Source organism: Comamonas sp. GW821-FHT11H03, assembly GCF_058807955.1.
This window is the reverse complement of the sequence record NZ_JBXARF010000009.1, coordinates 137,000-159,239: the sequence shown is the minus strand read 5'-3', so window position 1 is coordinate 159,239 and position 22,240 is coordinate 137,000. Positions and strand designations below refer to the sequence as shown.

Here is a 22,240-nt window from a genome sequence, read left to right as displayed (position 1 = left end):
GCCGGGCATTGCCCTGCTGCCAGCGCCTATTCCGATGGCAGGCCTGCCGGGTAGCGAGCCTTGGCCATGCGGAACGTCAGATTCCAGCGCTCATGGCCAAGCAGCGGGTGCTGGCCCGGCTTGAGCGGGGCGACACCGTGAAACACCAGGCGCGAGGGCCCGCCCCAGACCAGCACATCGCCATGGGTAAGCGCCAGGCGCCGGGTGGGACTCTGGCGCGTCAGCCCGCCCCAGAGAAAGCTGCAAGCCAGGCCCAGCGAGACCGAGACTATGGGCGCAGCAAAGTCGCTCTCGTCCTGGTCGCGGTGCAAGCCCATGCGCGCGCCCGGCTGATAGCGGTTGATCAGGCAGGCATCGGGCGCAAAACCCGGATAGCCGGCCAGCGCCGCAGCCCTGGCCGCCTGCTCGCCCAGAAAAGCCGGGATGGCAGGCCAGGGCTTGCCGGTTTGCGGATCGACGGCGCTGTAGCGGTAGCCCCGCAGATCCGAAATCCAGCCCCAGCCGCCGGCGTTGCTGATCGCCACCGACATGAATTTGCCCCCGGGCACCTGCATGGTGCGAAATGCGGCCCGCGCCTGCAAGGCCGTCACCTCGGCCACCCAGCGCTGCTCCTGGGCTGCCGCAAAGCCGCGCAGCAGCACGGCGCCGTCATCAATGATTTCGGCGGGCAAGGGGTCGACAGGAAACAGCGAAAGCGTCATTGCAACGCCATCATAGGCCTGGTCGGTGGCGGCCCCTCCCAGCCGCCAGCCAGCGCCTGATACAGCGCCACGGCGGCACGCAGGCCGCGCGCGCGGCTGTCGGCGGCCGCGTCCTGGGCCGCGTAGAGATCTCGCTGCGCGTCCAGCACCTCGTACAGGCCCACGCTGCCCAGGCGGTAGCGGCGCTGCGCGAGCTGCTCGGCGCGTGCGCGTTGCTCGGCAGCCTGGGCCAGATGGGCGTCCTCGGTGCGGGTGCGCGCCAGACCCACCAGGGCGTTTTCGGTGTCCTCCAGCGCCAGCAGCACGCTTTGCTGGTAGTGGGCCAGCGCGGCCTGGGCACCGGCTTCGCTGGCAGCGATGCGCGCGCGCACGCGGCCCACGTCGAGAAAAGACCAGTCCACACCCAGGAACACGCTGCGGCTGGCGCTGCCGGCCTCGAACAGCGCGCCCGCGCCAAGGGCAGAGCTGCCCAGCAGACCGCCCTGCGACAGGCGCGGGAACAGCTCTGCCGTGGCCACGCCCACCCGCGCCGTGGCGGCATGCAGACGCGCCTCGGCGGCGGCCACATCGGGGCGACGGCGCAGCAGCTCGGCGGGCGTGCCGGGAGCGATGGTCTCGGGCAACTGCGGCAACGCGGCCGGCGCATCCAGCGCTGCGATCAGAGCCTCTGGCACCTGGCCGGCGAGCACGGCCAGCCGGTGCTGAGCCACGGCGATCCGGGCCTGCAGCGCCGGAATGCGCGAGCGCGTGGTCTCCAGCTGCGCCTGGGCGCGCGCCAGATCGAACTCGGTTCCGCTGCCATGCGCCAGCCGCAGTTGCACCAGGCGCAGTGTGTCCTGCTGATTGGCGGCATTGGCCTCGGCCAGATGCAGGCGCTGCTGCCAGCCGCGCAGATCGGCATAGCTGGCCGCGACCTGGGCCGCAATGACCACCTGCAGCGCAGCCAGATCGGCAGCGCTGGCGCGCAGGTCGGCGCTGCCGGCCTCGATGCTGCGGCGCACGCGACCGAACAGGTCCAGCTCCCAGCTCGCGTTGATGCCGGCGCTGTAGCTGCGCTGGCTGCGCGGCCCGCTTGGTGTCCCGCTTGGTGCCTGGCTTTCGCTGCGTCGTTGCTGCAGCGCCTGGCCCGACACGGTGAGCGTGGGCAGCTGATCAAGACGGTTTTCGCGCAGCAGGGCCTGGGCCGCATCCAGCCGCGCCAGCGCACCGCGCAGCTCCTGGTTGGCCCGCAGGGCCTGCTCGACCAGCTGCGTCAGTTGCTCATCCTGGAACTGACGCCAGAACGCGGCATCGAAGCCGGTTTCGGGAGAGGCCTGCTGCGGGACGGCGGACGGCTCGGCCCGCGCGAACTGCGCGCCAGCGGCGGGCAGCTCGGGCGCGCGGAAATCGGGGCCGACGGCGCAGCCGGCGAGCAAGGCCGAGAGGCCTGCCACGGCACATGCCAGCGCATGCCGGCGCAAGGGTTTGCGGATCTCAGACATGGCGGCCCTCCAGGGATGTGGGTGACACAGCAGAGGCCGGCTGGGCGGGCGGGCGAGCTGCCAGCGAACGGCCCGAGAGGCGGCGCAGCGTGACGTAGAACACCGGCGTGAGGAAGAGGCCGAACAGCGTCACGCCGAGCATGCCCGAGAACACCGTCACGCCCGTGGCCGCGCGCACCTCGCTGCCCGCGCCGCTGCCGATCAGCAAGGGCACGGCGCCCGCGATGAAGGCGATGGAGGTCATGACGATGGGTCGCAGCCGCAGACGGCAGGCCTGCAGCGCGGCATCGACGGTTGGCGAGCCGCGCATCTCCAGCTCGCGTGCGAACTCCACGATCAAAATCGCGTTCTTGCAGGCCAGTCCCATGAGCACCACCAGGCCCACCTGCACGAAGACATTGTTGTCCCCCCCGGCCAGCCACACGCCGAACAGCGCCGCGCAGATACACACGGGCACGATGAGGATCACGGCCAGCGGCAGGGTCCAGCTCTCGTAGAGCGCAGCCAGCACCAGAAACACCAGCATCACGGCGATCACGAAGACCACGGCTGCGGCATGGCTCTGCTCGACCTGCTGGTAGCTCAGGTCCGTCCAGGCCAGCTCGATGCCGCGCGGCAGCGTGCGCTGCGCGATCTCCTGCAGCCGGGTCAGCACCTCGGCCGAGGACAGCAGGCGCGGATCGGAGTCGCCGATCAGGTCGGCCGCCGGAAAGCCGTTGTAGCGCAGCACCGGATCGGGCCCGTAGCTGGGCTCCACGGTGACCATGGAGCCTATGGGCACCATCTCGCCGCGCGCGTTGCGCGTGCGCAGCTGGGCGATGTCCTCCACGGCCTGGCGGTAGTCGGCATCGGCCTGCAGCATCACGCGCCAGACGCGGCCGAAGGCGTTGAAGTCGTTGACATAGACCGAGCCCAGATAGGCCTGCAGGGTCTGGAACAGATCGGTCAGCGACACGCCCTGGGCCTTGGCCTTGATGCGGTCCACCTTGACTTCAAGCTGCGGGATATTGGACTGGTAGCTGCTGACCGGGTAGGTCATGCCCGGTGTCTTGGCGATCTCGGCCTGAAAGGCCTCAAGCGCCTGCTGCAGCGCTGCGTAGCCCAGGCCTGCGCGGTCCTGCAGGAACAGCGAATAGCCCGATCCGTTGCCCAGGCCCTGTATGGGCGGCGGCATCAGCGCATAGGCGAAGCCGCCCTCGAACTGCGCGAACTTGGCGCCCAGCTCGGCATTGATGGCCTCGGCGCTGCGGGTGCGCTCGCCAAAGGGCTTGAGCATGATGTAGGAGCTGCTCAGATTGGGCGTGGTCGTGGACTGCAGCGCATTGAAGCCCGCGAAGGCGGCGACCATGTCCACGCCATCCACGCTCTTGGCCGTCTCCACCATCTGACGCGTGAGCGCATCGGTGCGGTTCAGCGACGCCCCTTCGGGCAGCTTGGCACCGGCAAACAGGTAGAGCTTGTCCTGCATGGGGATGAAGCCCCCGGGCACGGCGTGAAACAGCACGGCCGTGGCCGCCAGCAGCGCCGCATAGACCGCGAACACCAGGCCGCGTCGGCGCAGCGAGCGGTCCACCGAGTTCTGGTAGCTGTGGGCGCTGCGATCGAAGAAGCGGTTGAAGGGCCGGAAGAGCCAGCCCAGGCCCTTGTCGATGACACGCGCCAGCGCGTCGCGCGGTGCGCCGTGCGGCTGCAGCAGCCTGGCCGCCAGTGCCGGCGACAGGGTCAGCGAGTTGATGGCCGAGATCACCGTGGAGATGGCAATCGTCACCGCGAACTGCTGGTAGAACTGGCCCGTGACGCCGCTGAGAAAAGCCATGGGCACGAAGACCGCGCACAGCACCAGGGCGATGGCGATGATGGGCCCCGAGACCTCCTTCATGGCCAGATGGGCTGCCTCCTGCGGGCTGTGGCCCAGCCCGATGTAGCGCTCCACGTTCTCGACCACGACGATGGCGTCGTCCACCACGATGCCGATCGCCAGCACCAGGCCGAACAAGGTCAGCGTGTTGATGGAGTAGCCCAGCAGGTACAGGCCCGCGAACGTGCCGATGATGGACACGGGCACGGCCAGCAGCGGAATGATGGAGGCGCGCCAGGTCTGCAAAAAGACGATGACCACCAGCACCACGAGGATCACGGCCTCGATCAGCGTGCTCTGCACTGCCTTGATCGAGTCGCGCACAAAGACCGTGGGGTCCCAGACGGACTCGAAGGCCACGCCTTCGGGAAGATCCTTCGAGAGCCGATCCATCGCCGCGTAGACCTGCTCGGCCACGCCCAGCGCATTCGCGCCCGGCGACAGGAAGATGCCCACGGCAGCCATGTTCTTTTTGTCGCTCCACGAGCGCAGCGTGTAGTCGCTGGCGCCCAGCTCGATACGCGCCACGTCGGCCAGACGCACGACCTGGCCGCCTTCGCCGCTCTTGAGCACGATGGAGCCGAACTCCTCGGCCGTCTTCAGCCGCCCGCGCACATTGATGGACAGCAGCTTGTCGGACTTCTGCGCACTGGGCTCGGCGCCCAGCTGACCAGCCGAGACCTGGATGTTCTGCTCGCGGATGGCGGCGATCACCTCGCCGGCCGTGAGCTGGCGTGCCGCCACCTTGTGCGGCTCCAGCCAGACGCGCATCGCATAGTCGCCCGCGCCGTAGATGCCCACGTCGCCCACGCCGGGAATGCGTGCCAGCACATCCTTGATCTTGAGCGTGACATGGTTGCGCAGGTACAGCGCGTCATGCTGGCCATCCTTGGAGACCAGGCCCACGTACATCAGCGGCGTGGACGCCTGCTTCTGCGTGGTCACGCCGAACTGCCGCACTTCCTCGGGTAGCCGGCTCTGGGCCTGGCTGACACGGTTTTGCACGCGCACGGCGGCGGTGTCGGGATCGATCTCGGGGCGGAAGGTGGCAACCACCTGCAGGCTGCCGTCGGACGCCGCGACCGACTTCATGTACATCAGGCCTTCGACCCCGTTGATGGCTTCCTCCAGCGGCACGGCCACCGACTCGGCGACCTCCTTGGGATTGGCGCCCGGATAGGTGGCGCGCACCACCACGCTGGGCGGCACGACCTCGGGATATTCGCCCACCGGCAGCTGCGGAATGGCCACCAGGCCGACGGCGAGCATGATGATGGAGAGCACGACCGCGAAGATGGGCCGGTCTATGAAAAATTTGGAGAAGTCCATGGCACTCCCCCTTACTGCGCAGCGGCCGGCGCAGGCGGCACGGGCGGCACGGCCGCAGCCGCCACCGGCCTGGGATTGACGGGCATGCCGGGGTAGTAGATGCGCTGCACGCCGCCCACCACCAGCCGGTCACCTGCGGCCAGTCCCTTTTCCACCAGTCGCCGGCCATCGACCATGCGACCCAGCGTGAGGTCGCGACGCTCGGCCAGATTGCCTTCGCCCACCACATAGACGTACTTGCGGTCCTGGTCGGTGAGCACGGCCTTGTCGTCGATCAGCAGCGCCTGGGGCTCGGCCCCCTGCCGCTGCGGGCCGCTTTGCATCTGCACGCGTGCGAACAGGCCCGGCGTCAGCGTCCGCTCGGGGTTGGCCAGGCGCGCGCGCAGGCGCATGGTGCCCGTGCCCGGCTGCAGCTGGTTGTCGCTGAAGTCCAGCGTGCCGGTATGGGCGAAGCCGCTGTCGCCGACCAGGGCGATGCGCACCGCGCGGCCCTGGTCGGCCAGACCGGCCAGACCTGACTTCTGGTAGCGCAGAAAGCTGTGCTCGTCGGCATCGAAATACACATACACCGGGTCCTGCGAGACCAGGGTGGTCAGCACGCTCTGGTCGGCCTGGGCCAGGTTGCCCACGGTGAGCAGGGCGCGGCTGGTACGGCCCGTGATGGGCGCGCGCACCTCGGTGAAGTCGAGCTGCAGCCGTGCGGTGGCCAGCTCGGCCTCGGCCGCACGCACCTGGGCCGTGGCCTGGGCCAGCGTTGCGGAGCGCGTGTCGGCCTCCTCGCGCGAGACCGCATTCCCCGCCACCAGCTGGCGCGCGCGCTGGTCCTGCGTCTGCGCCAGCCCGGCAGCGGCACGCGCGCGTTCGAGCTGGGCCTGGGCGCTGGCCAGGGCCGCGCGATAGGGCCGCTGGTCGATCACGAACAGCAGCTGGCCCTTCTTCACCTCCTGGCCCTCGGCGAAGGCGATGCGCTCGATATAGCCCGACACGCGTGAGCGCAGCTGCACCGAATCCACGGCCTCGATGCGGCCGTTGAACTCGTCCCAGGGGCGTATGGCCTGCAAGGCGACCTCGGCCACCTGCACCTCGGGCGCGGGCGGCGGGCCGTTGCCGGCATGGGCATCGCCCGCGCCGGGACGGCCGCAGCCAGACAACAGGGCCAGCGCCGCGAGGCCGCCGGCCAGCAGCAAGGGCCGCAGCGGCGGCGTGGAGTGGACTGACATATGGACTCTCCCTGAATGAATGCGCCTGCCCTGCTGGCGGCAGCAGGCCTGACGGAACGGCCGCCTCTGCCGATAAGGTGCAGGAGCAGCCAGGCTTGTGAAAAGCATTGGCAGGCCGCTGGGGGAGATTCAATAAAGATAGCTTCTATCGCTTTCTAACAAACGACTTCAGACACAAAACTATCTGAAATTGTTTTTCATCAAGCGGATACAGCTATGAATATCAGAAGAACTCCGACCAGCGCATGGGCCGTTGATTGCGGCTCCACCGGCTATCGATCATAATGGCGGCATTCTTCAAGTTCAAGTGAACTTTAAGTCAAGCCCCGGAGAAAGACATCATGAAAATTGAGGATGATCCGCTGATGAGCATCAGCGACTTCGCACAGCGCAGCGGCGTCAACGCATCGGCGCTGCGCTTCTACGAGTCGCTGGGTCTGATCGAATCGGTGCGCAGCAGCGGCGGAAGGCGGCGCTACCACCGCTCGGGCCTGCGGCGCATCGCCTACATCGTGTTTGCGCAGCGCGTGGGGTTCACGCTGGAGGAGATTGCCGCGCAGCTGGCGCGGCTGCCGACGCGGCATGTGCCCACGGGCGGCGACTGGCAGAAGATGTCGCGCATCTGGCAGCAGCGGCTGGACGAGCGCATCGACGAGTTGCAGCGTCTGCGCGACAGCTTGAACCAGTGCATAGGCTGTGGCTGCCTGTCGCTCAAGGTCTGCAGCATGTACAACCCCGGCGACCAATGCCAGCGCGGCGGCCCGGGGCCGCGCCGCTGGCTAGGCGACGAGCTGCAGGCCGAAGGCCACTAGCCTCGGCTCAGCGGCCGCTGGCTTGGGCGAAGGCCAGAGCAGCCTGCAGCAGACGCTGCATGGTGGGCTGGATGCGCGCCGCGACCTCGGGCAGGTAGTCAAACGGCATCTGCTCCTGCATATAGCTGGACTGCGTCATCTCCAGCTGCACGGCATGAAAGCCCTGCTCCGGCTGGCCATAGTTGCGCGTGATGAAGCCGCCCTTGAAGCGGCCATTGAGCACGCTGGTGTGACCCGGTGCCTGCTGCGCGATGTCCAGCAGCTGCTGGGCCAGTGCCGGCGCGCAGCTCTTGCCGTCGGCGGTGCCCAGGTTCAGGTCGGGCAGCTTGCCCTCGAAAAAGCGCGGCAGCACCGAGCGGATGCTGTGGGCATCCCACAGCATGGCCACGCCATGCTGGCTCTTGATGCGATCGAGCTCGGCGCGCAGCTGCGCGTGATAGGGCTGCCAGTAAAGCTCGCGGCGGCGGGCGACTTCCGCCTCGTCGGGCTCCAGGTCCTTGCTCGCATACAGGGGCTTGCTGTCGAAGCCGTCAACCGGGCACAGCCCGGTCACGCTCTGGCCCGGATAGAGGCTGGCACCATCGGGCGGACGGTTCAGGTCGATGACATAGCGCGAATGCGTGGCGACCAGCATGGATGCGCCCAGTGCCTTGGCGAAGTCGTAGAGCTGCGGCATGTGCCAGTCGGTGTCGTGGACTTCGCGCCCTTCGGGCGTGAGCCGGGCCGCAATGTCGGCCGGCACATGGGTGCCAGTATGCGGCATGGAAATCAGCAGCGGTGCCGTACCCTGGTGAAAGACAAAGGGGGCGATGGCTTGGCTCATGGAGCGTCTCTCTTGTGTCAAAAATCTGATGGCAAGCCGCGCTCAGGCGCCTTGCAGCAATGCCTTGCGGGCCTGGACAAAACCCTGTTGCGCAACCTCGTGCAGCGCATGGCGGCCGGCCTGCACACGCTGCTGGCCGCGAACCCAGACATCGGCAATGGCCGAAGTGCGATGGCTGGCAAACACATGGGCCGCATGGCCGCTGTCGGCCGGCAGACCGTTGAGGGCCACATGCCGGGCATCGAGCACCACGAAGTCGGCCTGCTGGCCCACGGCCAGACCGGCAATGGCACGGCCCGAGGCCTGGGCACCGCCGGCCACCGACTGCAAGGTCATGGAGGTCGCCACCTGGGGCTGGGCGCCGCCGCCAAGCACATTGCGCTGACGCAAGCTCAGGCGCTGGCTGTATTCGAGCATCAGCAGCTCTTCGGCCGCATTGACCGTGGCGTGGCTGTCCGAGCCAATGCCCCAGCGGCCGCCATGCCTGAGCCACGCCGGCATGTCGAAAATTCCGTCGCCGAGGTTGGCTTCGGTGGTGGGGCAGATGCCGGCCACGGCCGCGCTGCGGGCCGCGCCTGCATATTCCTCGGGCGTCATGTGCGTGGCATGGATCAGGCACCAGCGCGCATCGACGGGCGCATGATCGAGCAGCCATTGCACGGGGCGCTGACCGCTCCAGGCCAGGCAGTCATCCACCTCCTGGGTCTGCTCGGCGATATGGATGTGCACGACCGCCTTGGGCAGCATGGCATGCAGGCCCGCGAGCGCGGTCTTGAGGCTGTCCGGGGGCACGGCCCGCAGCGAGTGCGGAGCCAGGCCCAGAGCGGCCTGCTGCGCCCTGGTCGCGGGCTCCAGTTGCTGCAGCAGGCAGAGCATATTGTCCGTGCTGCGAATGAAGCGGGCCTGATCCTCGCGAGGCGGCAGCCCCCCGAAGCCGCTGGTCTGATAGAGCACGGGCAGCAAGGTCATGCCGATGCCCGTCTTCTGCGCCGCACGCAGCAGCGCCAGGGACAGGCTGGCATCGTTGGCATAGGGCTTGCCGCCCACATCATGGTGCACATAGTGGAACTCGCACACCGAGGTGTAGCCGGCCTCCAGCATTTCCAGGTACAGCCAGGTTGCGATCGCCTCCAGCGCCTCGGGCGTCATGCGGTTGGCAAAGCCGTACATCAGCTTGCGCCAGCTCCAGAAGCTGTCCTGCGCCTGGCCGCGGAACTCGGTCAGCCCGCCGAAGGCGCGCTGGAAAGCATGCGAGTGCAGATTGGGCATGCCGGGGATCACCGGACCAGCGGCGCGGATGGCGGTATCGACCTCGCCGGCCTCGCCGCTTTGCGGATCTACATCGGTGAGCACCTCGGCCAGACGCCCGCTCTCATCCCAGCTCAGCAGGACGTTGCGCGCCCACCCCGTGGGCAGTAAGGCGTCTTCGGCAAAGAGTGTGCCGCTGGAGAAGGAAGAGTGCATGATCATTTCGAACTGCCTGAAGGAGATGAAGCCAAACGCTGGCCACGGGCCGCAAGCGCCAGCGCAGCCACGGCCAGCAAGGCCAGCGCGGCGCTGACCTGGATGGCCAGGGTGTAGCCGCCAGTCTGGTCGAACACCCAGCCGGACGCGCTGGCACCGGCGACTGCCGCCAGACCCACGCTGATGTAGAGAATGCCCAAAATGGACCCCAGCCGCAAGGTGCCGAACCACTGGGCGGCTAGGACGGGAAACAGGGCGATGCAGCCGCCGTGCGCCGCGCCGAACAGCAGGGAAAAAACGGCCAGCGCAGCCCAGCCGTGGGCCTGCCACCACAGCAGGTGCAGCAGGGCCAGAAAAAGGCTCAGCCCCATGAGCAGACGCAGCGCACCCAGCCGGTCGCCGAGACCGCCCAGCAGCGGTCGGCCCAGCACATTGCCGGCGCCTATCAGGGCGATCAGCCACTGGCTTGAAACAACATCGATATCCAGGCCCTGGGCCATGGGAGCGATATGCACCAAGGCGGCAAACAGGCTCACCGAAGCCAGGAAAATGGCGAGGAAAAACCAGCCGAAGCTGCTGCTGCGCAAGGCCTGGGACAGCTCCATGCCCTGCGCCTTGGCTGCGGCCTGGGCAGGGTGAGGATCACCGTCGCAGCTCAGGCCCAGCTGCGAAGGCTGGCCGACCATGGACAGCGCGGCCGGCAGTCCCAGCAGCAAGATGGCCAGCGCGAACCACTGCATGGCGATCTGCCAGCTCTGCTGCTCCAGCAGCCAGCCCGCAAACAGCGGCGCGGTGAACGTGCCGACACCGGTGCCGGCCGAGGCCAGGCCGGAGGCACGGCTGCGCAGCCGTATGAACCAGCGCTGCACGGCCACCAGGGCCGGTACGTAGATCAGGCCCACGCCGCCGCCCACGAACAGGCCAAAAACCACGAACAGCTGCGCCAGCGAGCGGGTCTGACTGGCCAGCGCAAAGCCTGTGGCCAGCAGCAAGATCCCCGCACCGGTCACGCGACGCAGGCCTATGCGGTCGGCCAGGGGGCCGGCAACGGCTCCCACGCAGTAATACAGCAAAGCCGTCACGGCGAACAGCGAGCCCACCGAGAAACGGCCCGCATCGAACTGCGTCTGGATGCTCTTGAAAAAAGCGCCAAAGGAATAAGCGGCACCGAAGGCCAGGGCGAGCAGGCCATGGGCCGCCGCAACAATCGTCCACCCCCGGAACAGCTTCATGGCTCAGACCTCGAGCGCGGCCAGCAAGGCCTGCACAAAACGCGCGTTGTCGCCTTCGGTACCTATGGACACGCGCAGGAAATGCTCGAATCCGGGCTCCTTCCAGGGCTTGACGATCACGCCCTGCCTGAGCAGCGCCTCGGCCACCGGGGCATTGGGACGGCCCAGGTCGAGAAACAGGAAGTTGGCGACCGAGGGGGCAATGCGCAGGCCTTGCAGCGGCCGGCCCGGCCCGGCCAGCGCCAGCAGCTGTCTGCGCAGATCTTCGCGCAGCGCCACCGTGGTCGCCACACCGCTGCGCATGTGCGCAGGATCGTTCCAGGCTGCCAGCGCCGCACGCTGGGCCGCCATGTTCACGTTGAAGGGCGAGCGCACCTTGTCCATCAGGCCCACCAGCTCGGCGCTGTCGGCCATGCCGTAGCCCACGCGCAGGCCGGCCAGGCCCCAGGCCTTGGAGAAGGTGCGCAGCACGATCCAGGGCCCGACCCGAGCCTCCAGCATGGCCAGCACATCGGGGTAGTCATCGTCATGCAGCGCGTATTCGTAATAGGCCTCGTCCACCACCAGCACGGTGTGGGCGGGCGTGGCTTCCAGCACCTGCGCAAATTGCGCCGCATCCAGCATGCAGCCCACGGGGTTGGACGGGTTGGGCAGGAAGGCGATCTTGGGGGCCTTGGCCACGGCTGCGCACCAGCGGGACACATCGAAGCCCAGCTCGTCGTTCAGCTCAAGGAGCTCAACCTCCGCGCCCATCATCTTGGGATAGATTTCGTGCAGGCCGAACACGGGGCGCTGGGTCACCACCAGATCGCCGGGGGCGAGAAAGACCTCGCAGAGAATCTTGATCAGGTCTTCCGAGCCGTCGCCGAACACCAGCCGCCCGGCGGGCAGCCCCGTGCGCTCGGCAATGGCTTCGCGCAAGGCCGTGCAGTTGGCATCGGGATAGTTACCCACATCGTCGGCCACCTCGGCAATCGCCCGGCGCACCGAGGCGCTGACGCCAAAAGGGTTCTCGTTGCTGGCCAGTCGCGCAATATCGGTCACACCATAGCGCGCCCGCACCGCTTCATTGGACAGGCCGGCGTTGTATGCGGGCAGCGGGCGAACCTGGGCACGGGCCAGCGAGGCCACCAGAGCATTCGTCATAGATCAAACACCTTTCCGGGATTCATCAGGCCCAGGGGATCGAGGGCCAGCTTGATGGCCCGCATCGCCGCCAGCTCTGCGGGCGTGCGGCTGTTGCTCAGATAAGGCTTCTTGTGCAGGCCGATGCCGTGCTCTGCGGAGACGCTGCCCTGCATCTCGCCCACGATGCGGTAGAGAAGCTCCTCCACCTGCTCGCATTCGCCGTTGACGGTCTTGCCATCCACCGAGACATGGAGATTGCCGTCGCCCACATGGCCGAAGTACAGCGCCTGGTGAGCAGGCCAGCGAGCGGCAAACGCCTGCATGCAGGCTTGGGCAAAACGGCCGATGTCGGCCTGGGGCAGGCTCACGTCGAAGTTGATTGCGGGATGCATATTGTTGTTGAGCTCGGCCGGTGCCTCGCGCAGCTTCCACAGCTGCTGCACCTGGGCGACCGACTGGGCCACGATGGCATCGAGCACCTCGCCGGCTTCCATGGCCTCCTCAAGCACCTGCTGCACATCGCCTTGCAGCTGCGCCTCGTCCTTGCCGTCCACATTGATCAGGGCCAGCAAGGGGTAGCGCTGTTCAAAAGGCGCGGCGAGCTTGAGCCAGGCCATGGAGGCCTGCACAAAGCTGTCCCACATCAGCTCGTAGGCCGCGACGCTGTTGCCGAAACGCGATTGCATGCGCTTGAGCACGGCCAGCGCCGAGTCGAAATCGGGCATGGCCACCAGCGTCGTGGCCGTGGCCTGGGGCGCGGGACGCAGGCGCAGCAGCACGCGCGTGATGATGCCCAGCGTGCCTTCGGCACCGATGAAGAACTGCTTGAGGTCGTAGCCCGTGTTGTTCTTGATCATGGGGCGCAGCATGGGCAGCACCGTGCCGTCGGCCAGCACCACCTCCAGGCCCAGCACCTGCTCGCGCATCATGCCGTGCTGCAGCACGCCGTTGCCACCCGCGTTGGTGGAGACATTGCCGCCGATCTGGCAGCTGCCGCGAGCGCCGAGATCCACGCCGAACACCATGCCGACATCGACGGCCGCCTCCTGCACGGCTTGCAGGGTGACGCCGGCCTGCACCTGCATCAGTCCGGTCTTGGCATCGATGTTCTCGATGCGATTCATGCGATCCAGCGACAGGGCCACGGCCCCCTCCATCGGAACTGCGGCACCGGCCAGGCCGGTCAGACCGCCCTGCGGGACCACCGCAATCCTGTGGGCGCTGCACAGGCGCATGACCGCGCTGACTTCCTGCGTGGTGCGTGGGCGCACCAGCGCCAATGGCTGGCGGGGCGGCGTGCCGCTCCAGTCGGTGCGGCAACGCTCGGGCGTGTCCGTGCCGCGCAGCACCACGTCGGCCCCCAGAGTGGAGATCAGTTCATTGAGAAATTGTTCGTGAGACATCAGCAACCTTTCGCGCTCCCCGCATTCAGGCTTTGGCTTGCTGTGCAATCAGGCCCTGGCGCACCACCGTGCAGTCAGGCTTGTTGCCGAACCAGTAGGCCAGCTCTGCTGCCTGCTGCACGGGCCAGAGCACGAAATTGGCGGGGCGACCCACGGCAATCAGTCCTTGCTCGTCCTGCAGGCCCAGAGCCTGCGCGGCGTGCCGGGTGATACCGGCCAGAGCCTCGGGAACCGTCAGACGGAACAGCGTGCAAGCCATGTTGGCCATGAGCAGCAAGCTCAAGCACGGGGAGGTACCCGGATTGTGATCGGTAGAAACGGCCATCGGGACCTTGGCGGCCCTTAATTCCTCAATCGGGGGCACTTTGGTGTCGCGCAGCGTGTAGAAGGCCCCGGGCAGCAGCACGGCCACGGTACCGGCCTTCTGCATCTCGGCGATGCCGTGCTCGGACAGATGCTCGATATGGTCGCAGGACAGCGCGCCATAGCGGGCCGCGAGGGCGGCACCCTCCATATTCGACAGCTGCTCGGCATGCAGCTTGACGGGCAGGCCCAATGCCTTGGCCGCCTGGAAGACCTGCTCGGTCTCGGCCAGCGAGAAGGCGATGCGTTCGCAGAACACGTCGACGGCATCGATCAGGCCTTCGGCGGCCAGCGCCGGCAGCATGTGCTCGCAGACCAGATCCGTGTATTCCTGGCTGCGGCCCGCGTACTCGGGCGGCAGCGCATGGGCCCCTAAAAACGTGGTGCGCACGGTCACGGCACACCGCTCGCCCAGGCGCCGTGCGGCGCGCAGCTGCTTGCGCTCGTGCTCGAGCGCCAGGCCGTAGCCCGACTTGATCTCGATGGCCGTCACGCCTTCGGCCAGCAACTGCTCAAGACGCGGCAGCGCCAGCGCCACCAGCTCGTCCTCCGACGCTTCGCGCGTGGCCCTGACGCTGGAGACGATGCCGCCGCCGGCCCGGGCCACTTCCTCGTAGCTGGCACCGGCCAGGCGCATGGCGAATTCGTTGGCACGCTCGCCACCATAGACCAGATGGGTGTGGCAGTCGATCAGGCCCGGCGTGGCCAGGCGCCCTGCGCCATCGTGCCTGGGCAGCGCCTGGTACTCGGCAGGCATGGCGTCCTGCGGGCCCACCCAGACCATGCGGCCCTGCTGCACCACGATGCAGGCCAGCGTGCCCTCGGCAATATCCGCCACCTCGGAGACATACAGCTGCGGCGCCAGACGCAGGTTGTGCCAGCAGCCGTCGGCAGAGACTGCGGGATGGGGATTAGCTTGCGCCATGGCGATGCTCCTCGTGTTCGATGACGACAATTCAAACCATGAAGCTCCTTATTTCATAGCTTCATGCGCTTGCCTCTATTGATTTTCCATATCAATACGCATTGAAATGACCAACCAAAGAGCGCAAGCTGCTCCTGTTTTAACTGTGCGGTGTCAGGCTGACCATGATCAGCCTGGCCTGCTCAGCCTGCGCGACCAGCGGCTCGGGCCGGACGCTGCTCCACCACAGGCCCTGGCCGGCTTGCAGTATCCGCCCGTCGGCGCATTTCCAGCCACCTTGCAACACCATGCAAAGCCCTGCGTCGCTCAGCCCCGCCTCGGCCTGGCCGCCGAGCTGCTCCAGCCGGGCCGACCATTGCCCGCGCCGGGTCATGACATTGAAGTCGCTGGACGGGCCGCCCAGCAGATCGCAATCGAGCGCCATATCGCCCGAAAAGGCGAATGGCTGCCAGCGCTCGGTCAATGCATGCTCAAGCCCGGTCTGGGCGCTGTGCAGCCGCACCCCGTCGCCATCGAGCAGCATGATCTGGCGGTCTATGCCCGCGAATGCCGAAAACGGGCCGGCCTGGGCAATCGTGGCCACGCTCACGCGCCAGCCAAAGCTGTCCATGCCCGCGCCCTGCGGCCAGCAGACAATCTCGCGCGTGCTGCCGCCCCCGTTCTTCCACGGGCTGGGCGCAATCTGGTTCAGGTCAAAGCGTTGCATCGAAGACTGTTGTGAGTGAGGCCGAAGCTCTAAAAACAAGCACGCCCCAGGTGCGGGACGCCCAGCAAGGGCCGTCCCGCAGCAAAGGGCGTCGTCCCCCTGGGGGGAGGCGGCGGGGCCGCTCAGGGGGGACGACGTTACTTCACCATCGGCAGATTCAAGCCATGGCGCTTGGACGCTTGCACGGCAATCTCGTAGCCTGCATCGGCATGGCGCATCACGCCGGTGGCGGGATCGTTCCAGAGCACGCGATTCAGGCGGGCCGCAGCCTCGTCCGTGCCATCGGCCACGATCACCACGCCGGCGTGTTGCGAGTAGCCCATGCCCACGCCACCGCCGTGGTGCAGGCTGACCCAGGTGGCGCCGCCCGCAGTGTTGAGCAGGGCGTTGAGCAGCGGCCAGTCGGAGACGGCGTCGGTGCCGTCCTTCATGGCTTCGGTCTCGCGGTTGGGGCTGGCCACCGAGCCGCAGTCCAGGTGGTCGCGGCCGATGACGATGGGGGCCTTGAGTTCGCCGTTCTTGACCATTTCATTGAAGGCCAGGGCCGCCTTGTGGCGCTCGCCCAGACCCAGCCAGCAGATGCGCGAGGGCAGGCCCTGGAAGGCAATGCGCTCCCTGGCCATGTCCAGCCAGCGGTGGGTGTGCTTGTTCTCGGGGAACAGCTCCTTGATCTTGGCATCGGTCTTGTAGATGTCCTCGGGGTCGCCGGACAGCGCCACCCAGCGAAACGGTCCCTTGCCTTCGCAGAACAGCGGACGGATGTAGGCGGGCACAAAGCCGGGGAAGTCGAAGGCGTTCTTCACGCCCTCGTCCAGGGCCACCTGGCGGATGTTGTTGCCATAGTCCACCGTGGGAATGCCCATGGCCTGGAAGTCCAGCATGGCCTGCACATGCTGGGCGCAGCCCTGGGCAGCAGCCTTCTTGAGCGTGGGGTGCTGGCCGGGGTCGGCTGCAGCAGCGTTCCATTGCTCCACGCTCCAGCCCGCGGGCAGGTAGCCGTTGATCAGGTCGTGGGCCGAGGTCTGGTCGGTCACGATGTCGGGACGGATGCCGCCGGCCTTGGCGCGCCTGACCAGCTCGGGCAGGACTTCGGCCGCATTGCCCAGCAGCGCGATGGAGACGGCCTCGCCCTTTTCGGTGTGATGCTTGATCAGTGCCAGCGCGTCGTCGATATCCTTGGCCTGCTTGTCCACATAGCGGGTGCGCAGGCGGAAGTCGATGCTGGACTGCTTGCATTCGATGGCCAGCACGCAGGCACCAGCCAGCACGCCGGCCAGCGGCTGGGCGCCGCCCATGCCGCCCAGGCCGGCGGTGAGAATCCACTTGCCGGTCAGGTCGTTGTTGTAGTGCTGGCGACCGGCTTCGACAAAGGTCTCGAAGGTGCCCTGCACGATGCCCTGGGCACCGATGTAGATCCAGCTGCCGGCCGTCATCTGGCCGTACATGAACAGGCCCTGCTGATCGAGCTCGTTGAACTTCTCCCAGTTGGCCCACTTGGGCACCAGATTGGAGTTGGCCAGCAGCACGCGCGGCGCATCGGGGTGGGTCTTGAACACGCCCACGGGCTTGCCCGACTGGATCAGCAGCGATTCGTCGGCTTCGAGCTTCCTGAGCTGGGCCAGGATCTCGTCATAGCACTCCCAGTTGCGGGCCGCGCGGCCGATGCCGCCGTAGACGACCAGGGCCTTGGGGTTCTCGGCCACATCCGGGTCCAGGTTGTTCTGGATCATGCGATAGGCCGCTTCGGCGAGCCAGTTCTTGCAGTGCAGCTCGCTGCCGCGCGGGGCGCGGATTTCTCGGCTGGCGTCGTAGCGGGGGTCTTGCTTGGCCGCGCTGATGATGGCGTCGTTGGCGTTCATGATCGTATCCTTCAAGAATGGATGGGAGGATTCAGCCGGCTTGCACGGCGTAAGTGGTAGCGGCAAAGCTCTTGTCTGCGTCCGTGGGCGCAGCTTGAACCTGGCTGGGGTAAATCATCTGGCTGGGCACGTTCATGCTTTTCCTGGCCAGCGGGTAGTAGACGAGCGAGGTGACTATCAGGCTCACGATCCACGAGATGTCGGCCCCGTTCATGGCCTTGGCCAGCGGGCCCACATACATGGCCTGGTTGATGAAGGGTATCTGCACCGCAACGCCCATCACATAGCAGGACAGGGCCGTCCAGTTGTAGGCGCCATAGCGGCCCTGGCTGTCATACAGCGCCGGGATGTCCACTTTTTCCTTGGAGACCAGGTAGTAGTCCACCAGATTCACGGCACTCCAGGGAACGAACACGGTGAGCAGCAGCAGCACGAAGTTCTTGAACGTGGACAGGAAGTTGGAGCTCGCCAGCAGGGCCACCAGCACCGTCACCAGCACAAAGCCCAGGATGTAGAGCAGACGCGATGTCGCAGTGAACTGCTTTTTGCGATTGAAGGCACTGACCGTTGTCAGCACGGTCATGAAGCCGCCATAGGCATTGAGGCAGTTCACGGTGAGCTTGCCGGTGACGATGACCAGGTAGATCACCACGGCCAGCGGGCCGGCCAGCTGGCCCATGAAGCCGACCTGGTTCTTGATGAAGTTGGCGCCCAGGGCGGCCACCAGCACGCCGAAGGTCATGGCCAGCTGCGAGCTGATGACGCTGCCGCTGAACGTGGTCCAGAAGGTGGCGGCCGTCGAGGTCCTGGTGGGCAGATAGCGCGAATAGTCAGCCACATAGGGGGCAAACGTCATCTGCCAGCCTGCCGACAAGGCCATGGCCGTGAGAAAGCTGGCCCAGGTGAAAGGCTTCTGGCCGAATGCCGAGACCACATCGAACTGGTGGCACAGCTGCCAGGCCAGATAGCCAAAGCCCAGAATGCCGACCACGGTGGAGATGCGCCCCACCACGTGGATGAGCCGGTAGCCCACCACCGCGACCAGGGCCGTGAGCGCGCCGAAGATGATGATGCCGGCTGCGGGACTGTGAAAGCCGAACATCAGATTGATGGCCTGGCCCGAGAGCACGGTGCCCGTGGCGGCGAAACCCACATACATCAGGATCACCAGCACCAGCGGCAGGGCTGCGCCCTTGACGCCGAACTGCACGCGGCTGGAGATCATCTGGGGCAGACCCAGGCGCGGCCCCTGGGCCGAGTGCAGCGCCATGACGATGCCGCCGAGAATGTTGCCGATCAGCAGGCCTAGGATGGCGGTCATGGCTTCTGCGCCGAAGACCACGGCCAGGGCGCCGTCCACCACGGCCGTGATCTGCATGTTGGCACCGAACCAGAGGGTGAACTGGCTGGAGGGCGTGCCGTGGCGCTCGCTCTCCGGAACCATGTCGATGGTTCTGCTCTCGATAGCGCCAGAGGAACCCAGCGTTGCTGTATCAATACTCATGAAATTGCTCCGTCAATCCCTCTGGATGTCTCTTATATGTCCGAACAACTTTCGGTAATTTGCATAAAGTTGTCTATACGAATTTTGTGATTTACTCCTGCCAACGTCAATCATCTAGACAGCTTTTCTGATCCAAACAAACCCTATGTCGCGAACCGATACCACCGCCGCCGTACCTGCGTTCCAGCGCATCAAAGACCATGTGCTGCAGCAGATCCACAGTGGCGTATGGCAGGAAGGCCAGGCCATCCCCAGCGAGGCCGCCCTGGTCAAGCAGTTCAATGTGGCGCGCATGACCGTCAACCGCGCGCTGCGCGAGCTCAGCGACGAAAAGACGCTGACGCGAGTCCAGGGCTCGGGCACTTTCGTGGCTCAGCAGAAATACCAGGCCACCCTGGTGGAGCTGCGCAATATCGCCGACGAGATCGCGGCCCGTGGCCACCGGCATCGCGGAGAGCTGCAGCGGCTGGAGCGCAGCAAGGTCGATGCCGCGCTGCTGCGCCAGTTCGAGCTGAACGCCGCCCCCCATCTGTTTCACTCCGTGGTCGTGCACTTCGAGAACGATGTCCCCATCCAGGTCGAAGACCGTTATGTGAACCCGGCCGTGGCTCCCGACTATCTGAGCCAGGACTTTGCGAGCCAGACGCCGAATGCCTATCTGGTGCGCGTGGCACCGCTGCAGGGAGTGAGCTTCTCCATCGAGGCGAGCATGCCCACGCCCGAGGTGGCGGAGCTTTTGCGCATGGAAGTCACCGAACCCTGTCTGGTGCTGCGCCGCAGAACCCGCTCCCAGGGGCAGGTGGCCTCGGTGTCGGCCCTGTGGCACCCGGCATCCCGCTACCAGTTCGCGGGAAGTTTTTGATCCCCCTTTTTGATCCCCCTGAGCGGCTGCGCTGCTTTTCCCCAAAGGGACGGCGCCCTCGCTGCGAGGGGGCGCAGCCGGCTCAGGCGCGGCCGGCTGAGACGCTTGCCAGGCACCCCTGGCCTGGGGCACCGGCGATTTTTTCGGTGTGGGCTGCAGGCAGCCGTTTCAGCGATCCGTGCTCGGCAAAATGCTCTGCAACACCTCGGGCCAGTCGGTTTCCAGCGCCCACAGACGCATGATTTCGATATCGGGCGCCAGGTAGCGGTCCTTGTCCAGATAGGGCACCTGACTGCGGATCAGCGCGTACTGCTCCTCGATCAGCGGCGAGCTCTTGAGGCGGCGGTCGAAGTCCATGCCCTGGACTGCGGCCATCGCCTCCACGCCCACGATCACCGCCGTGTTCCTGGCCATGTCGGCCAGGCGACGCGCGCCATAGGTGGCCATGGAGACATGGTCTTCCTGGTTGGCAGAGGTGGGCAGGCTGGTCACGCTGCTCGGGTGCGCCAGACACTGGTTTTCGGCCGCCAGGGCGGCCGCCGTGACCTGGGCAATCATGAAGCCCGAGTTGACGCCGCTGTCCTCGATCAGGAAGGCCGGCAGGCGCGACAGGCCGGTGTCCAGCAGCAAGGCCATGCGGCGTTCGGAGATGGCGCCGATTTCCGCGATCGCCAGCGCCATGATGTCGGCTGCGAAAGCCACGGGTTCGGCGTGGAAGTTGCCGCCCGAAATCACGTCGCCGTTGTCGAACACCAGCGGATTGTCCGAGGCGGCATTGGCTTCTATGACCAGCACGCGCGCAGCATGGCTGAGGTTGTCCAGGCAGGCGCCCATGACCTGCGGCACGCAGCGGATGGAGTAGGGGTCCTGCACGCGCCCGCAATTGGGGTGGGAAGGATCGATGGCGCTGCCGTCCAGCAGGGAACGCACGGCGGCCGCCACGGCAATCTGCCCCTGCTGGCCTCTGGCCTCGTGGATGCGCGCATCGAAGGGCTTGATGGAGCCCTGTATGGCTTCCAGCGTCAGGCAGCCGGCGACCAGCCCTGCGGCCAGCACGCTTTCGGCCTGGAACAGGCCGGCCAGCGCCAGCGAGGTGGAGACCTGCGTTCCGTTGAGCAGCGCCAACCCCTCCTTGGGGCCCAGCACAAAGGGCTCCATGCCGATATGTCGCATGGCTTCACGGCCGCAGACGATCTGGCCGTCCACCTTGGCCTGCCCCTCGCCGATCAGCACGCAGGCCAGGTGCGACAGCGGCGCCAGATCGCCCGAAGCGCCCACCGAACCCTTGGAGGGAATCACGGGCAGGACATCGGCATTGGCCAGCGCCAGCAGCGCGTCCACCAGCGCCGTGCGGGCTCCCGAATGCCCTCGGGCCAGGCTCACGGCCTTGGTGGCCAGCACCAGACGCACCACATGGTCCGGCAGCGGATCACCGGTGCCCACACTGTGCGACAGCACCAGATTGCGCTGCAGCTCGGCCAGACGCTCATGCGCGATCTTGGTCGAAGCCAGCTTGCCGAAACCGGTGTTGATGCCGTAGACCACCTGGTCTTCATCGACGATGTGCTGCACATGCGCCTCGGCCTTGCGCATGGCGGCATAGGCGGTCTGCGCCATGCTGAGCTGCACGCCGCCGTCCTGAATGCGGCGCAGCTGAGCCAGCGTGAGCTCGCCGGGATGCAGTTCCAGGTCGGAGTTCGAGAACTCTGGGGTGGTGGTAGTGTTCATGGCTATACCTGTCTATACAGTCAAGAGAAACAAAAACGTACGGAGGGATTCAAGGGCCGGCCGGGATCAGCCGCCGTGCAATGAATCGGTTCGGAAACGGCTACCGAGTCGGTAGCGCATGCCTGGATGCACGCAATGCACCCAGGTGATCGGGACGCCACGCAACCAGGTTCGGCGCGTGAGCATCAGGCAAGGCTGCTCGAGAGCCATCTGCAGCAACCGGGCCTGCTCGGCCGTCGGCAAGATGGCATCGACCACATGTTCGATCTGGTCGTACTGCACATTGCGCAACAGATAGACCGAGGGTTGCACGGCAGAGAAATCCTGGTCCATGAAGTCAGGCACCAGACGGGGGTTCACATAGCGGTCTTCGATCTGGACCGGCAGCTCGTTTTCGAAGTGCACGCCCAGCAGATGAAAGACCGAGGCGCCGACGGCCAGATCCAGCGCCGCAGCGACTTCGGGCGAGGCGGACTCGCGGCGCATATCGAGCAGCTCGAAGCGATGATCGTGGCCGCGCTGGGTGATCTCTTCACCGATATTGGCAATGCGCAGCAGGGTCGATTGCGGCTTTTCCTCGGCCACGAAGGAGCCGACCCCCGCCACACGCACGATCACGCCCTGCTCGGCCAACTCGCGCAGCGCGCGGTTCACCGTCATGCGCGCCACGCCGAACTCGTTGACCAGCTCCTGCTCGGATGGCACACGCGCACCGGCCGCCAGCGAGCCGTCGCCGATCTTGCGCAGCACATGGTCCTTGACCTGCTGATACAACGCGAGCGGCATCTGGGCGGCAGGAGCCGTTTTGCGCTGGGCAGGGTCTCGGACATTCATGATGCAGG

Annotated in this window: 17 protein-coding genes; 2 read left to right on the top strand and 15 right to left on the bottom strand. The window is 66.5% G+C overall.

Features of this window, described 5'->3' with window-relative positions:
* Positions 1-26 precede the first annotated feature (26 nt).
* Genes alkB through AC1RTQ_RS19425 form a run of 4 tightly spaced genes read right to left on the bottom strand, consistent with a single transcriptional unit; the run spans position 27 to position 6,589 of the window.
* A complete protein-coding gene (gene alkB, locus AC1RTQ_RS19440; RefSeq protein WP_492878124.1) occupies positions 27-701 on the bottom strand; it encodes a DNA oxidative demethylase AlkB in 675 nt (224 codons plus the stop codon).
* Positions 698-2,182, bottom strand: coding sequence for an efflux transporter outer membrane subunit (locus tag AC1RTQ_RS19435; protein ID WP_492878122.1), 1,485 nt, complete (start codon positions 2,180-2,182; stop codon positions 698-700). The genes alkB and AC1RTQ_RS19435 overlap by 4 nt, the downstream gene beginning before the upstream one ends.
* Positions 2,175-5,369, bottom strand: a complete 3,195-nt coding sequence (locus tag AC1RTQ_RS19430; RefSeq protein ID WP_492878119.1) for an efflux RND transporter permease subunit — start codon at positions 5,367-5,369, stop codon at positions 2,175-2,177. The genes AC1RTQ_RS19435 and AC1RTQ_RS19430 overlap by 8 nt, the downstream gene beginning before the upstream one ends.
* A gap of 11 nt (positions 5,370-5,380) precedes the next feature.
* The gene (locus AC1RTQ_RS19425; RefSeq protein WP_492878117.1) at positions 5,381-6,589 is read right to left on the bottom strand and encodes an efflux RND transporter periplasmic adaptor subunit; all 1,209 of its coding nucleotides are present in this window, start codon (positions 6,587-6,589) and stop codon (positions 5,381-5,383) included.
* Positions 6,590-6,930: 341 nt separating this feature from the next.
* On the opposite strand from AC1RTQ_RS19425, the gene soxR reads away from it, so the two are divergent.
* A complete protein-coding gene (gene soxR, locus AC1RTQ_RS19420) occupies positions 6,931-7,401 on the top strand; it encodes a redox-sensitive transcriptional activator SoxR (protein WP_302092807.1) in 471 nt (156 codons plus the stop codon).
* A gap of 7 nt (positions 7,402-7,408) precedes the next feature.
* On the opposite strand, the gene hutG is transcribed toward soxR, so the two are convergent.
* The 9 genes from hutG to AC1RTQ_RS19375 all read right to left on the bottom strand — a co-directional run bounded on the left by hutG (position 7,409) and on the right by AC1RTQ_RS19375 (position 18,808).
* Complete coding sequence (hutG, locus tag AC1RTQ_RS19415) at positions 7,409-8,224, bottom strand: N-formylglutamate deformylase (RefSeq protein WP_302092806.1); 816 nt, start codon at positions 8,222-8,224, stop codon at positions 7,409-7,411.
* A gap of 42 nt (positions 8,225-8,266) precedes the next feature.
* Positions 8,267-9,694 (bottom strand): formimidoylglutamate deiminase, encoded by a 1,428-nt coding sequence (locus AC1RTQ_RS19410; protein ID WP_492878114.1) that lies wholly within the window; start codon positions 9,692-9,694, stop codon positions 8,267-8,269.
* Positions 9,691-10,920 carry an MFS transporter gene (locus tag AC1RTQ_RS19405; protein ID WP_492878112.1) on the bottom strand — a complete coding sequence of 410 codons (1,230 nt, stop codon included), beginning with the start codon at positions 10,918-10,920 and terminating at the stop codon, positions 9,691-9,693. Before AC1RTQ_RS19405 ends, AC1RTQ_RS19410 begins: the two co-directional genes overlap by 4 nt.
* Before the next feature lie 3 nt (positions 10,921-10,923).
* On the bottom strand, positions 10,924-12,066 hold the full coding sequence (locus AC1RTQ_RS19400; protein ID WP_302092803.1) for a histidinol-phosphate transaminase: 1,143 nt from the start codon (positions 12,064-12,066) through the stop codon (positions 10,924-10,926).
* Positions 12,063-13,451 carry an FAD-binding oxidoreductase gene (locus AC1RTQ_RS19395; RefSeq protein ID WP_492878109.1) on the bottom strand — a complete coding sequence of 463 codons (1,389 nt, stop codon included), beginning with the start codon at positions 13,449-13,451 and terminating at the stop codon, positions 12,063-12,065. The genes AC1RTQ_RS19400 and AC1RTQ_RS19395 overlap by 4 nt, the downstream gene beginning before the upstream one ends.
* 25 nt (positions 13,452-13,476) lie before the next feature.
* Positions 13,477-14,739 (bottom strand): imidazolonepropionase, encoded by a 1,263-nt coding sequence (gene hutI / locus AC1RTQ_RS19390; protein WP_304351488.1) that lies wholly within the window; start codon positions 14,737-14,739, stop codon positions 13,477-13,479.
* Positions 14,740-14,878: 139 nt separating this feature from the next.
* Complete coding sequence (locus AC1RTQ_RS19385) at positions 14,879-15,445, bottom strand: HutD/Ves family protein (RefSeq protein ID WP_492878107.1); 567 nt, start codon at positions 15,443-15,445, stop codon at positions 14,879-14,881.
* A 137-nt stretch (positions 15,446-15,582) separates the two neighbouring features.
* Positions 15,583-17,304 carry a urocanate hydratase gene (gene hutU / locus AC1RTQ_RS19380; protein WP_492878105.1) on the bottom strand — a complete coding sequence of 574 codons (1,722 nt, stop codon included), beginning with the start codon at positions 17,302-17,304 and terminating at the stop codon, positions 15,583-15,585.
* Between the two features lie 31 nt (positions 17,305-17,335).
* Positions 17,336-18,808, bottom strand: a complete 1,473-nt coding sequence (locus AC1RTQ_RS19375) for a purine-cytosine permease family protein (RefSeq protein WP_492878103.1) — start codon at positions 18,806-18,808, stop codon at positions 17,336-17,338.
* A gap of 145 nt (positions 18,809-18,953) precedes the next feature.
* On the opposite strand from AC1RTQ_RS19375, the gene hutC (AC1RTQ_RS19370) reads away from it, so the two are divergent.
* Positions 18,954-19,670, top strand: a complete 717-nt coding sequence (gene hutC, locus AC1RTQ_RS19370; RefSeq protein WP_063662671.1) for a histidine utilization transcriptional repressor HutC — start codon at positions 18,954-18,956, stop codon at positions 19,668-19,670.
* Between the two features lie 168 nt (positions 19,671-19,838).
* Here hutC (AC1RTQ_RS19370) and hutH read toward each other — a convergent pair whose 3' ends face one another.
* Both hutH and hutC (AC1RTQ_RS19360) read right to left on the bottom strand, forming a co-directional pair.
* Positions 19,839-21,398, bottom strand: a complete 1,560-nt coding sequence (gene hutH / locus AC1RTQ_RS19365) for a histidine ammonia-lyase (RefSeq protein WP_492878101.1) — start codon at positions 21,396-21,398, stop codon at positions 19,839-19,841.
* Positions 21,399-21,464: 66 nt separating this feature from the next.
* Positions 21,465-22,232 (bottom strand): histidine utilization transcriptional repressor HutC, encoded by a 768-nt coding sequence (gene hutC, locus AC1RTQ_RS19360; protein ID WP_492878099.1) that lies wholly within the window; start codon positions 22,230-22,232, stop codon positions 21,465-21,467.
* Positions 22,233-22,240: the final 8 nt, after the last annotated feature.